This is a genomic window from Flagellimonas sp. HMM57, assembly GCF_021390175.1.
Taxonomy (GTDB): domain Bacteria; phylum Bacteroidota; class Bacteroidia; order Flavobacteriales; family Flavobacteriaceae; genus Flagellimonas.
On record NZ_CP090004.1, the window covers coordinates 684,024 to 698,332 of the forward strand.

Annotated in this window: 9 protein-coding genes; 1 reads left to right on the forward strand and 8 read right to left on the reverse strand. The window is 38.6% G+C overall.

All coding sequences use genetic code 11. The annotated features are described in order from the left end of the window. Positions 1 to 5 precede the first annotated feature (5 nt). The 4 genes from LV716_RS03080 to LV716_RS03095 all read right to left on the reverse strand — a co-directional run bounded on the left by LV716_RS03080 (position 6) and on the right by LV716_RS03095 (position 8,604). The gene (locus LV716_RS03080; RefSeq protein ID WP_163416330.1) at positions 6 to 3,233 is read right to left on the reverse strand and encodes a SusC/RagA family TonB-linked outer membrane protein; all 3,228 of its coding nucleotides are present in this window, start codon (positions 3,231 to 3,233) and stop codon (positions 6 to 8) included. A gap of 412 nt (positions 3,234 to 3,645) precedes the next feature. Next, positions 3,646 to 3,999 (reverse strand): cupin domain-containing protein, encoded by a 354-nt coding sequence (locus tag LV716_RS03085; protein ID WP_163416331.1) that lies wholly within the window; start codon positions 3,997 to 3,999, stop codon positions 3,646 to 3,648. Positions 4,000 to 4,005: 6 nt separating this feature from the next. Continuing rightward, positions 4,006 to 6,273, reverse strand: coding sequence for a heparinase II/III family protein (locus tag LV716_RS03090; protein WP_163416332.1), 2,268 nt, complete (start codon positions 6,271 to 6,273; stop codon positions 4,006 to 4,008). Continuing rightward, a complete protein-coding gene (locus LV716_RS03095; RefSeq protein ID WP_163416333.1) occupies positions 6,274 to 8,604 on the reverse strand; it encodes a chondroitinase-B domain-containing protein in 2,331 nt (776 codons plus the stop codon). Positions 8,605 to 8,703: 99 nt separating this feature from the next. On the opposite strand from LV716_RS03095, the gene LV716_RS03100 reads away from it, so the two are divergent. Beyond that, positions 8,704 to 9,435: a ribonuclease activity regulator RraA gene (locus tag LV716_RS03100; protein ID WP_163416334.1), complete on the forward strand. Its 732-nt coding sequence runs from the start codon at positions 8,704 to 8,706 to the stop codon at positions 9,433 to 9,435. Positions 9,436 to 9,633: 198 nt separating this feature from the next. On the opposite strand, the gene LV716_RS03105 is transcribed toward LV716_RS03100, so the two are convergent. The 4 genes from LV716_RS03105 to LV716_RS03120 all read right to left on the reverse strand — a co-directional run bounded on the left by LV716_RS03105 (position 9,634) and on the right by LV716_RS03120 (position 14,309). Then, complete coding sequence (locus tag LV716_RS03105; RefSeq protein WP_163416335.1) at positions 9,634 to 10,521, reverse strand: glycosyl hydrolase family 17 protein; 888 nt, start codon at positions 10,519 to 10,521, stop codon at positions 9,634 to 9,636. A 145-nt stretch (positions 10,522 to 10,666) separates the two neighbouring features. Beyond that, positions 10,667 to 11,302 carry a hypothetical protein gene (locus LV716_RS03110; protein WP_163416336.1) on the reverse strand — a complete coding sequence of 212 codons (636 nt, stop codon included), beginning with the start codon at positions 11,300 to 11,302 and terminating at the stop codon, positions 10,667 to 10,669. Positions 11,303 to 11,354: 52 nt separating this feature from the next. Continuing rightward, positions 11,355 to 12,785, reverse strand: coding sequence for an MFS transporter (locus LV716_RS03115; RefSeq protein WP_163416337.1), 1,431 nt, complete (start codon positions 12,783 to 12,785; stop codon positions 11,355 to 11,357). A 12-nt stretch (positions 12,786 to 12,797) separates the two neighbouring features. After that, positions 12,798 to 14,309, reverse strand: coding sequence for a glycoside hydrolase family 30 beta sandwich domain-containing protein (locus LV716_RS03120; protein ID WP_163416338.1), 1,512 nt, complete (start codon positions 14,307 to 14,309; stop codon positions 12,798 to 12,800).

The following is a 14,309-nucleotide window of genomic DNA, read 5'->3' on the forward strand; positions in this document are numbered from 1 at the left end:
ACTGATTAAAATTGAAAATTAATCCCTAGTGATACTGATCGAACTATTGGACCATCACCTCTTTGATAGCCAAAAGTGAGTGGGGTATTTGCATTATTTGAGGTTTGCCCTACCGCTTCAGGATTGAAGCCTTCGTAACCTTCGGCAAAAAAGTATAAGAGGTTCTCGCCCGTTACATAGAAGCGTAATTTATCAAAGCCATATCTTTCTCCCAACTCGCTGGGTACGGTATAACCAAAAGTGCAGTTTCTCAAAGCGATGAACGAAGCATCTTGAATATGATCGTCCGTAAACCTACGATGCACCGTCAAATCGGCATCTGGAAAACTGGCCACCTCATTTACCGCAGATTCACTGGCATAATACAACTGGTCCAAATCGGCAACCCTAACTTCGGCTCCGTGCGACCCTTGCCATTGGAATGACAAGTCGAAATCTTTGTAAGTAAGATCAGAGCTAAAACCCCATTCAAAATCTGGATATGGATTTCCTAGTTCGGTTCTATCCTCGTCGTCAATGACACCATCGTTGTTCAAATCTTTAACATATACATCGGCAAAATCGTTATTGAACCTATTAAAGGGATTGTCTACCCATTCCAGTGGTATCTCCCTATCATACACAAAACCGTAGAAGGAGGTTATAGGCTGTCCTACCCGAGCGATAAACTCTGTTGGCCGGGTATCTTGATCTATTCTGGAAATAATCTGTTCATTTTGGCCCAAGCTTTCCACAGTGTTTCTATTCAAGGTGAATTGTCCTGACGCATTCCATCTAAAATTTTCGGTTCTCCACAACCTAGTACTGGCCACAATCTCAACACCTTCATTTTTGACCTCTCCAAGATTCTGCAACCAAGCATCAGCTCCATAAGTGGCCGCGATAGGAGCAAAAAGAATCAAATCTTCGTTCGTTCTCACGTAGTAATCTGCAGTAAGGCTCAATAACCCTCTACCAAAAGTAATGTCGATACCTGGGTTGAATTCGATTATCTTTTCCCAACCCAAATCCGCATTGGGCAAGGTCGTCGCTTTAACACCCACGCCGTCATTGTACCCCACAGTACTAAAGGTCTCTTCAAAACGGTATAGGGAATCAAAAACATTGTTGGATATTTCATTGGATCCAGAAGCACCATAACTTGCTCTAAGCTTTAAGAAGGTAATGAATTCACTCGATGATAAAAAGTCTTCACTGGATACATTCCATCCAACAGCAGCTGCAGGGAAAAACCCAAATCGGGTATTGGGTCCGAACCTTGTACTCCCATCGGCACGGGCCGATACCTGAAACAGGTACTTACCATCGTAGTCATAGTTCAATCGACCAAAATACGACACCAATTTATCTTCACCATTCAAGGTAAAGGTGGTTCCATTATCGGCAAGCGCAATATTCTCATTGAAATCATTGGTAAAGCCAACCGCTTCGGATTCTTGTCTTAAAAAGTTCCTATAAGTGTATTCAAAACCGAGTACTGGATTGAAATTATGTTTGCCCAAACTTTTGTTGTAGGTCAACAAAGATTCAAAAGCATACTGGTACAGTTCATCTTTTCTAACCAATCTGAACGATTCTTGATCTCTGTTTTCTTGACCTAGGACATTGTCTTGTTGATTGGTCCGGGTATGCCTAAACACACTTGATACAGCTTGTCTAAAGTTCAATCCGTCTGCCAATTTAAAATCAAAGTAAGCAGAAGCATTTAAGTTAATTTGGTTCTTGGTATTCGAACGCTCAAGAAAATGAGCCAAAGGATGTACGTTTCTTGTTGTGGATAACGTCAATCCACCAGAGGTTAAATCACTAACTAACGGTAATCCCGTACTTGGATCTCTTGCAATTGCCCTTGGATTATTTGGATCAACTGTAAATACATGGTCGAAAGCTCTCGAGAAACCATAACTGCCTACACCAAGATTTTCGAATTGCGCTCCTGCATCTGTTGAAACACCTATATCCCTTGAAAAGTTTGTGACATAATCCAAATGATCTTCATTTAGAAATAAGGGCAAATGTCCGTATTGTCTTAATGGATCTGTAAATCGGGCCGGCAACCTATCTTGGTCAATAAAGTTTGCACGAATGTTTGTACCAAACTTAATTTTACCGTTTTTTGATTTACTATCTACTTTTATTCTTGCGTTATACTTTTTAAAATCATCGATTAAAGCAATCCCTTCATCTCGGAGATAGCTCATTGAAGCGGTATATTTTGTCAATTCTGTTCCTCCTCTAGCAGAAAAAGAATGGCTGGTTATCGTACCACCAGGAAAAACTTCATCTTGCCAATTTTGCTCGCCATCTCCCAATGAAGCAATAAAGTCCATCGCTTCCAGTTCAGCATATGCAACATTGTAGTCATTCGTAATTCTATCAAAGTTTTCACTACTGGGAGAGATGGCATCAACTACACCTTGCAAACCATTCAGTCTAGACCTTTCCTGTGCAATTGTGGTATTAAAGTTCTTATTGTTTCTTGAATATTTAATACCTGTAAATGTGTTGTACGTAAATGATGTTTTTCCGGCAACACCTTCCTTTAAAGTCAATAATATTACACCATTCGCACCCCGCGAACCATATATGGCCACAGATGCAGCATCCTTTAAAACACTTAAGGATGCAATGTTATTGTTATCAATAGTAGCCAAAAGGTCTGGATCATTTCCCAGGACAATACCATCGACTACAATAAGTGGAGAGGATGACCCTGTTATTGAACCTGGTCCCCTTAGGGTAATTTGTGGATCACCACCCGCCTCAGAAGATGTGGTCTGAATACGTAAACCTGCAACTTTACCTTGAAGGGCGTTTTCAACCCGGGCCACAGCAAAATTTTCAAGTTCTTCACCTCCAATTTTGGTTAGGGCACTGGTTACATTTTTTTGCTTTTGCTCCCCATAACCGATTACCACAACTTCATCCAATTGGCTAACATCCTCTTGAAGAACGATATTTAGATTTGTCTGACCGGCTACAACAACCGTCTGTGCTGCAAATCCAATATATGAGAATTGTAATACTTCACCATCAGATACCGAAAGGGAGAAATTACCATCAAAATCGGTCTGTGTACCCCGAGTAGTATTTAAAACTATAATGTTAACCCCGGGAATGGGCATTTCTTTAATATCAGTTACCGTTCCTGAAACGGTAAAAGTTTGTTGCGCAAATAGTTGAATATTACTTAGTAATAAACCAACTAAAAAAAGTCTAATTCTTAAGCTCATTTGTAAAATAGTTAGTTTGCGTGTTGAGTCAATTCCAATTCCACATAAGGGAACCTGAATTATTCTGATTGTAACAAATAGCCTTTATAATATCTGATATCTGGAAGAATTTGATTATTTTTAAATTCTTCAATTCGCATACTATATGTGTATTTGTTGATTTTACTTCCCTCCGAAAAGAAGTAATAGATTAAAGGATAGGCGTGCACCTATCCTTTTTTTATGGTATTAACTGTTTATCATAGATGTTAGTTTAATTGGTATTCCAAATTGGTCAACCAGTTTGGTTTACCAAATATATGTTATCTAAAGGTTAAAAAAAAGCCTTATTTGAAATAAAATGTTAAAATTTCAAGATTTTAAAATTTTATCCTCATTTAAATTGTCGAGAACTGATTTTTATCATCTTTTTTTAACTATTCTGCATAAAATCCTCTCTAATGGGACTAAACACATCTATTAAAAAGCCTGCTTCTAAACATACAGCACCATGCATTACATGGGGAGGAATGTAAAAGGAATCACCACCATTCAATATTTTAGTCTCATCACCAATGGTAAGCTCAAAAGAACCACTTACCACATAGGTTACTTGTGAATGATAATGTTCGTGCATAGGCCCTATTCCTCCTTTATCGAACTTTACGTTTACCAACATAATTTTATCATCGTATCCCATTATTTGTCGCTCTACGCCTTCCCCCACTTTTTCCCAAGGGATTTCACTTCCAAACAAAAACTCTTTACTTGATCCAAAACTTTCCATGTGTACTTATTTTTTGATTTTTCCGTAGTAGTACGGGCCAATCCATTTATATATATATTTATTTATTTCCAATGTATGTTCCAGTTGTCCTGAAGATTCTTTGTTGGACACCAGCAACAAATGTTTATCTCCGGCTATGTTTTCTATTTCTACTGCAGTATACTCCTCCCTATCGAGCACAACGCTAAGGTTTGTTATTTCACTTGTTGCATTTTCCGCCAATTCCGAAACGGGGCTATAGGACCCATGTGATTCAATAGCAGCTACGAAAACGTCATTGCCAACGTTTTTCCTACGCAGCATAAGTCCAGCATCTCTCCGTAAATTAAATTCTGGGTCATTGGCACCGATTCTGGTAAACAGAAGTTCGTCGTTGGTTTTGGTCGTTAATGTTAAACTGTAAAATTTTTGATCATTAAGCCAAGTGAGTTTTGTATTCTCCTTCTCAGGATTTCCTTTTCCCTCTAACCAAAGATGTTGGTATCCATTTTCTTTTCCCAGCGAAGTCAAAACCGATGGAACATCATAGTCAAAATCTGTATCGATAATTTGCCCCATATAGTAAAAGGGCAAATCGTATTGATGTTCTTTATTGCCCTTGACCCTAAAGATATCCAGTACAAATCCATTTTTCAGGTTATCGTCTTTAATAATTGCCAGTGTCCTCTGCAGGCTTGTTCCGGGATAGGCATTTTCTTCTTTAGCACTGACAATTTGAATAGCTTCTTTCGAAAAATCGACAAAATGCAGATCCGAATGATGTTTGCTCCCGACATCGTATGCCCCACCAAAATGGGATACTTCATTTTGAACCAATGTATTGTGGGCCACGGTTTGTTTTGCCCAAGTCTTGTTCTCCTTTAAATAATTACCACCTCCTTTTTGCTCGATATTTACAAATCTTGCCAATCCATAATCTTGCAACACTTCTTCTCCATCTTGGTAAAGCATATACGATAGTTTATCGTAATGTCCATGACTAAGGCCCTGAGCGGTATACTTAAAAACTAGTGCAAACCCATCTGTAGGCTGCCTTAAGATACTTATCCCACCCTGTTTGCCATCTGAGCCATCTGAAAAACTTATCGATTCCTTAACAAAAGGGCGAGCCTCCTTGTTTTGCAAACCAAGCGCTACCGACAACCCTGTTTCGTCTAAAACAACACGTTGCTGTTTTTCTGCGATGCTGAGCAATTCGGGATTCTTACCTCCATAATAATAGGCAATATCAACTGCACTCACCAACGACCTTGAAAAATATGACATCCCTTTTTGGGCATCATTGATAGGGAAGAATTCACCATCTGCATCGGTCAAGTTCAACAAAGCATTAACAGATTTTAAAAGAACGCTGTCTTTATGCTCAAACACCTTTAGTTCTGGTTTGACATTGTGCAATGCCTGGGCAAAAATTAGGAATGGGTATGAAGCGTACCTTTGATAGTAAGGACCTTCGGTATAGTAACCATCTGGTGAAAATGGTTCTTCCAAATTGGCAAAAAAACCTGTTTCCTGTCCTTCAACTGTTATAAAACCTCCATCATTATCCTTGGTTCCTGCCTTAAGTTTTGCATCTTTAATTCCGTATAAAGCTCTTTGGACCAGTTCTTCATCATCCATCACCAAACCGATCATCCCAACAGCTGCATTGCCCCAAGTACTATGGTTGTGCACCCGATTAAAAAATTGAGGGTTCTCTATTGATATAAAATCCGCAAAAGGTCTAAAAAGATTGTTTTCCAACTGTTTTCGCTCTTTTTTGGAAAGCCAATCATGAATACAATCGTAAGCTTGGCTTACATAGACCAACCAGTTTGAATCGTTCAGACATTGCCAAAACAGCTTCCCCCGTGCATATGATCTTTCCTGTGGATGAACCGGCAAATCTTTATATTTTTTTTCATATTCAAAAAGCATGTCCCGAATGTACCTTGCATACTTTTCGTCATCCAAAATTTGAAACAGTACACCTGCTTTTTGTAAAATAAAGAAGTTTCTTTTATGTCTTTCGTGTGTATACCCACCTGAAAAATCTTTGGGTATAGGAACCTGAATACCATTTTCGATTTCTAGGTCCACTTCTTTTTTTATCTGGACCAAAGTCTTATCAAACAGTGGAATACTGCCTAAGTTGGATTTAATCTGTGCAACTCCATCTTTAGTGAGAATAAGTTTAGGATGTTCCTGTGCTTGGATAAAAAGTTGGAAAAAAAGGAGTGTTACCAGTAAAGAAAGTAGAGAGGAAAACCTATTATGGACTCTTGATAGTTTCATTTATTGGGGTATTACGCCTAAATCATTGCCGTCTGTTGCCTTACCTTTTAAAGCAGAATTTGAGCTGATCTTATAGTCATCAGATTCAAACTCAACTGGAAATGTCCATGCATTTTCAATAGTGTATTTCTGGTCTCCCGTTATTGTAGTGGTCTCGGTTTTGAAAAAGTTATTGTTCAATATAGCTACAATGGGCTCGCCTACGACCAAATGCATTCCAATGCCTTTACTATTATTGAAAATATTGTTTTTGATATCGATTACCTGAACACCATATAAAGAAACTGCCTTGTCATATCTATTTCGTTTGTCATGGCCAACATTATCAAATGTACAATGTTCCATTTCCAAAAAGGGACCAAAAGTACTCTCATCCTTACCACCTCTATGTAGTCTTAGGGCAGCACCACCTATGTCTGAAAAAACTGAATTTTTCATAATAACATACTCTGCATTGTAAATGCCAATATCATCTGTTTCCTTATCCAGCGCAACAATATTTCCCGAAACGGTTTTAAATATCGAGTTTTTGATACTTATGGTATCGGCAAACGTGTTTTTATAGGCCCTAATGGCATCAAAAGAATGGTTGACATCCAAGTTTTTGAATTCGCAATGATCAATGAACAATTTATAGTTCTTGTTCATGGAATACTTACTGGTACTGATTACCGAATTGCCCGTTCTATCTGGTGATTCTTCACCATCAAAAACCAAACTTTCCAATGAAAGACTTCCGCCATTTTGAATGGTAATAGCAGATTTTTTCTCGAACAATATTTGTGGTTTTTCATCACTTTTGGATGTAATGGTCAAGGGATGGTCAATGGCTATGGTTTTGGTCAAAGTATATGTTCCACCTTCCAACGCTATAACATCTCCTGGACTGGAGTTTTTTGCCGCATCGAACAGCGTATTCAATCCCGGGGATATCGAAATCTTTTTTCCTGATGACAATGCAACTTGTGCATCTTTCTTTGGATACCAACTAACCCCAGTGTTTTCTTTAGTAGCCAACTTATCGCTCAGAACAGCACCACGGCCCTCTCCTGCATTTTTAGGAACCCTAAGTCCGTACTCATTTTCAATAAAATCAAGTTTTTTAGAGGAAAAGCCAGTTTCCGAAATTGAAACAATATTTGGGCTCAACAGATTATTTTCGAACGAAATTCCATCGATATCGTCGTATACCGTAAAGACATCATTTTTGGCTTCATTATAGAAAATATTGTTGGACATTGAGGAGTTTATAGGAACCGCACTTCTTTCGGCATCGCTCCCAGCGCACAATTGTACGTGATCACAGTCTATAAATGTATTATTACTGATTTTAGCATCTTCAACCTGAAAGTATCTATTGATAGGTGAATTCGGAACCCCGTTCATTACAACAAAAGCCCCTCGAAAACGATACCCCTTTAAACCAATTCCATAGTTATTTCGAACGGTTTGTTGCCCATTGATTACACGGATACCACCAGTGCTTGGTTTATTGTTCCCAATAAAAACATTGCCTTCTACCAAAGTTTCGTTACCATGCCGCATGGTCAATGTTCCCGTACATTCGAAAAAAACGTTATCCCTGTATGTATTTTGAAAAGATTTGTTAGAGATTATTTCGTGTTCACCATTGCATCTGTCAAAATAATTGGACTCCACCAAAGTGTTTGAGTTTATCATGGAGTAATGACTTGTGCCAATCCGCAATGTTTCACCGCCATTGGAACCAAGGTTAGGTCGAGGTCCAAAATAATTGTGGTCTATCCTATTGTTGTTTTCCTGACTTTCTTTGGTATTGAGACGAACAATCATAGTCACGCCACGATTCCCTTTTCCGACAAGATGGTTATGGTCTATCCTATTATTTTTACCGTAAATAGCAACCCAAGTATCTGGTTCGTGACGTTCAGGATTATTGAAATTATCGATAACACATTCGGTTACCCTACAATTGTTTGCAACAGTATTTTTATCTTTTTTAAGGGAAATGACCTCGGTAGTGGGTGTGAATCCGTTTTTAAAAACAAGCCCTTCCACGATCAAATGACTTCCCGCGATTCTAATATTAGAACTTCCCTCTAAGGATACTTTTCCTTTTTCCTCAACAGTAAGGGTTATAGGGTTTGCTTCAGTTCCATTTCCTTCAAACAACAATTCCGTATCTTTCCATATGCCATTGGCCAATGTTATGACATCCCCAGGCTGGGCATTTTCAACGGAAGCATTGAATTCCTCTACAGAATTGACCAGCTGTTTTGGGTCTTTTGAAGGGTTACATGACACTAATAAAATTGTGCAAATACAGAAAAATAATCGAGTAGAAATGTTCATCTAAAAATTGGTTTACCAAATTGGTTTACCAAATATATGTATATTTACCATATTGACAAAAATAAGAAGACAAAACCGTCAGAAATACATTTTTGAAGTATGAAAAATAATGATGAATCAATTATAAATAGATTACATAGGGTGAGCACGGCAACTATCGCTACCAATCTTTTTAAACGAGGTCTAAAGAATCAGTTCATCCAAAAAGTTAAGCCATTAAGTGATGTAAAGCATACAATGGTCGGTAGAGCATATACCTTAAGATACATTCCCGCAAGGGAAGATTTAAATTCCCTTGAAGCATTTAAAAACCCTAGGCACTTACAACGAGTTGCCGTAGAAGAATGTCCCAAAAATCATGTGCTGGTCATTGATAGCAGAAAAGATGCCAGGGCAGCCTCTGCCGGCTCAATTCTTATTACCCGACTTATGAAGAGAGGTGTTGCCGGTATTGTGACCGATGGCGGCTTTCGTGATTCTAAAGAAATCGCGGAACTAGATTTTCCCTCTTTTCATGTTATGCCATCAGCACCTACCAATTTAACATTGCATCAGGCCATAGCAGTTAATGAACCCATTGGTTGTGGAGATGTCGCTGTTTTTCCCGGGGATTTTATCGTTGGCGACCACGACGGTGTCATGGTCATACCAAAAGATATCGCTGATGATGTTGCAATAGAATGTTTGGATATGACGTTATATGAAGAATTTGTTATGGAAACCGTGCAGCAAGGTGCATCAGTAATTGGTTTGTATCCATTGACCGATTCAAAACTAATCTCGGAATTTGAACTTTGGAAATCAAAACGAAATGCTACCAAAAACGAATAAGTTCAACAAGTCATTGTCAAATTTATATTTTGTGCTATCCCAGTCTGTTTATTCTTGACTACAATCTGTAACAGGTCGGTTTAGCTTAGAAAAAACTAAAAAAACTCATCAACAACTTCTGCTGATACCTTTACGGCAACTAATACATTTTAAGCACAGTTAGGCAACGAAATCATCAAATTGATATGTACTTGATTATCAGAATCTAAGTTTTTCGTCTTTGTCCCAAAGTCCCCAATAAGCTCCAACATCGCCTTCGGCACCCACCTTCCAAGACTCATCAAAAGAAGAAAAATAAAATATCTCGATATCATCTTCCATAGCCCACTTTTGGGTATTCATAAAATACTTGAGTGCATTTTCGTGCGATGGGAATGCTCCTTCCAGGTTCGTACCTTGGCTTGGCCAACCTGTTTCAGAGATAATAATCTTTTTTCCGTTGGCAACTTTAACTACCCTTTGGTACATATCTTTCATATATAATAGCGAATAATCCATATCGCAACCTTCCCAAAAGGGGTAGCAGTTAGCTAAAATAATATCGCAAGCTTCTGTTATTCTTTCACGTTCGGTAAACTCGTAATAGGCATCCACATAGCCTACGGGCACATTGGGAACTGCTTGTTTTACTTGCGCCATAAAAGCTAGTAGTTCATCCTCGGTTAAATCGCCCCGTAGCATAACTTCGTTGCCGACCGCCGCAATATCCACGTAATCTTCCTTTGCCAACTGAATAAGGTTTTCAACTTCCTGCTTATTAATTTTTGGATCATCACCCAACCAAGCTCCAACCATGGTTTTTATACCATATTCCTTGGCTATGCGCGGAATGGCCTCATTGCCTTCGGTACATGAAAAAGAACGAATCCATTTGGTATAGGGCTTAATGATTTCCATTCTTCGGCGTATTTGATCTTCCGTGATTTGGTCACCGGGTTTTTGTCCTTCAACATAGGGACTAAAGCACAACCCGTGCATACCACCTTCTAAAACACTTCTGCATAGGCTTTCGAGTTCCGATGTGGTTTTATCAGCATAATCCATGGCAGCTAGTGCCAAAAACTTCTCTTTTCTAGATGATGACATAATGTTCCTTTAAAGTATTCTATTTAATTTATTTAAGATTAGGTTAAAGCACGCCTATCTGTTTGATCGATTCTGCTTTAGTATCATTCGTTTTTTCGGATAAACTCTATTACCAAATTATCCAAAGCTGTTGGTGTGATATAGACTAAAAAACTCCCCTACAGTTTTTTCTTGTATAAATCTTAAGGCGCTCTACTTCTTTAGCTCCAGCAGGCATTTCCTTTAGCTTTAAACCGGGATAGTCATCTACCTCTTTCCATTTCGCAATAGTGGCACTAAAAAATGATGAGGCCGTTGAATCTGCTTCATAAATAATCAAATCATAAGCTTCACCTTTATCTCCACCAAAACGGGTCACAACCTGCCATTCCCCATCTCTTTTATAGGATGTGTTAGTATGGTCGGATTGTGGATAATACCTATCGTCAGTAGGCCTAATGATGACCCAGATATCTTTTTCGTGGGATTCGGGATAAACCCCCATTGTTAAAATACGGCAATCCACGGAATCTTTGTCTATTGGGGAAACAACTTTCACAGCATTGACAGGTCCACTGATTTTTAATTTTTTCCCTATGGAAACTTGTTCAAGTTGGCTGTTATAATTTACCAAATCAGAAGAATAACTACCGTATATCATCATTAAAATACCAATGATTCCCATAGGTACTCCTAGTTTAGAACTTATAAGTCCCTTGCTTGAGCTTCCTTTTTTACTAGCGAGTATTGCGATTAATGTAAGCAAAACTCCTAGCGATAGGATTATTATTTTTGTTGACATCTTACTGTTTTTTTAATTATTTGATGAGCTTATTCTTAACAATTCAATAGTATTACAACACCCCTCTTCTTTCCTCTAATTGCGCTTTAATCTCTTTTGCTTTTTCTTCGGATAGGCTGTATTTCCACATAATCCAAATGGCGAAAGCTGCGGTAACCACAGGTATGATTATATCAGCAATCCTTAGTTTTGTTAAAGTATCTACCGTTTGTGTAGCTGCGTTCCCGTCAAATCCTATTACCTTTAATACCAAGCCTCCTAAAACTAGGGCCAATCCTTGACCAAGTTTTACCACCCACCAATATAGTGCACCGAACGTACCTTCTTTCCTAGGCATTCCATTAAGAAGCTCGTCCAAATCACACACATCTGCGGTCATACTCATCATCAACGTGAATAAACTTCCCAAACCAAACGACATTAAAGGTATTGGAACAAAAGAAAGCCAAATATTATCGGGGGTAAAAGCCCACCATTTCATAGCATATCCAACAATGGAAAGAGCTGTTGAAATAATAAAAGCTTTCTTTTTACCCCATTTTTCAGCCATTTTTGACACAATTGGAATCACTAAAAATGCTGAGACCAATGCTCCAATGGAACTAAACCAAGCAGGCCATGTTGAAGTGGCCTCATAACTTCCATTAAAAATGTAAAAAACGAAAATAAAAAAACTAAAAGAAGCAACGATTTGGTACCCATTAAAAACTAAAAAGGTAGCACCACATAATTTCATAAAAGGTTTATTCTTTACAGCTTCTTTTATACTAATAAATAAGTCTTTTAAGTTGCTAAATATTGAGGTGAAAGTCAATTTTTTCCTATTTCCCATATGCGAAGCATCAATACCTCTACAGAAAAAAGCAGGTAAAAGTCCAAGTAGCAAACAGGCTACCCCAACATAAATTGCCATAGTTCTTACACCTTCCGCTTGATTGCTAAAAATATCAGGGTCAGCGATAATTACCCAAAACCAAGGTACGATAACCCATGCCAAAAGACCAACTGTTTGCGAAAAAGCCATTAAACGTGTCCGCTCGTTATAATCTGAGGTCATTTCATATCCTAGACCCACCAACGGTGTTGCGAACATGGTATTTCCAATAAGGAAGACCATGGACATAATCAGAAAGTACCAAAAGTTATAGTCTGAAGAATTATTCTCATCGAGCTGCCAAAGCAAGACAAATGTAATGGCGCTTAAAATGCCTCCCACTAAAATATACGGTCTTCTTCTACCCCATTTCGAACTTGTATTATCCGAAATAAATCCCATAATTGGGTCGGTAATCGCATCGAAAAAACGAGGCAACCCACCTAAAAGTCCTGCCAAAAATGGGTCCATTCCAAAAGCGGTCAATAAGAAGAACATGAAAAAACCCAATGCTCCTGGATATAGGTTCAAAACCAAATGGCCTGCTCCAAATGCAGCTTTTTGTCCCAGTGGGACTAAATCTTTTTTAGCAGTTTTTACAGTAGACATAATGATAATATTTTAGTTAGTATTAGTTGATGCATCGACCGGAATCACCAAGGTCTGCAATGCTTGAGCACTTATATTGATATTGGTGGCCTTTTCGCCCAACTGTAACATTGCGCTTTTGGGTTCATTTTCTTCATTAAAAACAACTACGATAATTTCCCCATTAGGATTCTTGGCAGCTGTAATCATCAATGAATCATCCGTTTTTTCAAATCCAATGCGTACTGCTCCAGGCCTTATGTATTTACTAAAGTGGGCAAGCGCATAATATATAGGCGTAAAATAGACCTCATCTTTTTCAATATCCACAATCACCGGGGCAACACACCAGTTTTTGAACCAGTTAGGGCCTCCTTGCGTATCCAAGACCATATTCCAGTCTATCCAACCATCTACCCAGTTGTTAAGACAACCAATGATGTCACGGGCATAACGGTTTACAGGCGCATATTTGGGATGTAAATGTTTTTCGTGCTCAGGTGCCCAGTCCCACCCCCAATCGGTAGCTTCTTTTTTCCAATACCAAGCATCATCTTTCCATACGGGTACTTCCGCATCCACACAGGCTTCCGATTGTATCAAATGCTTTGTTGGAGCTGCGTTATGCGCAAACTGTAAGGATTCTGGAAACCAATCGTAAGTACTGGCGTACCAATGCACTGCCGTACCGTCAAAATATTTTGACGACGCTTCGTCTTGAAACATCACCTTCACCCATTCTTGAAGCTCTTTGCCTCTATTTTGATCGTATCCTAATATTTTCACCTTATGACCGTCCTCTTCCAGCTTGGGTCCCAGATGGTACTTTACAAAATCGGTCATCTCTTGGGGAGTGTAATGCATGCTCTCCCAATTATTGTTATTCCCCAAGGGTTCGTTTTCCACAGTAAGCCCCCAAATGTCGATATCCTCTAATTTGTATGCATCAATATATTTAGAGAAAAAAAGCGCCCATGTATCGTAATATTCCGGTAATAACTTGCCCCCGCGCCAGTCTTTATTATCTTTCATCCAAGGTGGCGCCGTCCAAGGGGATGCCAAAATCTTGAACCCATCCCTAGAAGCGGCCATGGCCTCTTTTATAAAGGGTATGATATCGTCCTTATCTTCTTCAATTGAGAAATGGCTTAACTCCATATCCCCTTCAACCGGGGCATAGGAATAATTGTTCAAAGAGAAATCACACGAATTTATATGCGTTCTAGTCAAAGAATACCGTGCTCCTTCATCACCAAAATAGGCTTCGATGATTTTTTTGCGATTCTCCTTGCTCAAATTGTTCAACAAATATGCAGAAGCTTCTGTAAAAGAACCTCCAAAACCTGTAATGGTCTGAAACTTTTGGTCTGGCAACAACTCTATTTTAGATTCGATACCAGGAGAAGAAAAATTATTGATTTTACTAAGTTTATTCCCATTTGCTGAAGTTTCGAATACTTCAACTTCCAATTTGTTAGCTACGTTACACGCATTGAATGTTATGGCCAATGTAAATATGAGATTAAATGTGTTAAACTTTTTCAT

Bases quoted from the DNA above. Each gene is read 5' to 3' on its own strand.
- LV716_RS03100 (WP_163416334.1), top strand. From the start codon at position 8,704: ATGAAAAATAATGATGAATCAATTATAAATAGATTACATAGGGTGAGC.
- LV716_RS03095 (WP_163416333.1), bottom strand. From the start codon at position 8,604: ATGAACATTTCTACTCGATTATTTTTCTGTATTTGCACAATTTTATTA.
- LV716_RS03105 (WP_163416335.1), bottom strand. From the start codon at position 10,521: ATGTCATCATCTAGAAAAGAGAAGTTTTTGGCACTAGCTGCCATGGAT.
- LV716_RS03090 (WP_163416332.1), bottom strand. From the start codon at position 6,273: ATGAAACTATCAAGAGTCCATAATAGGTTTTCCTCTCTACTTTCTTTA.
- LV716_RS03080 (WP_163416330.1), bottom strand. From the start codon at position 3,233: ATGAGCTTAAGAATTAGACTTTTTTTAGTTGGTTTATTACTAAGTAAT.
- LV716_RS03120 (WP_163416338.1), bottom strand. From the start codon at position 14,309: ATGAAAAAGTTTAACACATTTAATCTCATATTTACATTGGCCATAACA.
- LV716_RS03110 (WP_163416336.1), bottom strand. From the start codon at position 11,302: ATGTCAACAAAAATAATAATCCTATCGCTAGGAGTTTTGCTTACATTA.
- LV716_RS03085 (WP_163416331.1), bottom strand. From the start codon at position 3,999: ATGGAAAGTTTTGGATCAAGTAAAGAGTTTTTGTTTGGAAGTGAAATC.
- LV716_RS03115 (WP_163416337.1), bottom strand. From the start codon at position 12,785: ATGTCTACTGTAAAAACTGCTAAAAAAGATTTAGTCCCACTGGGACAA.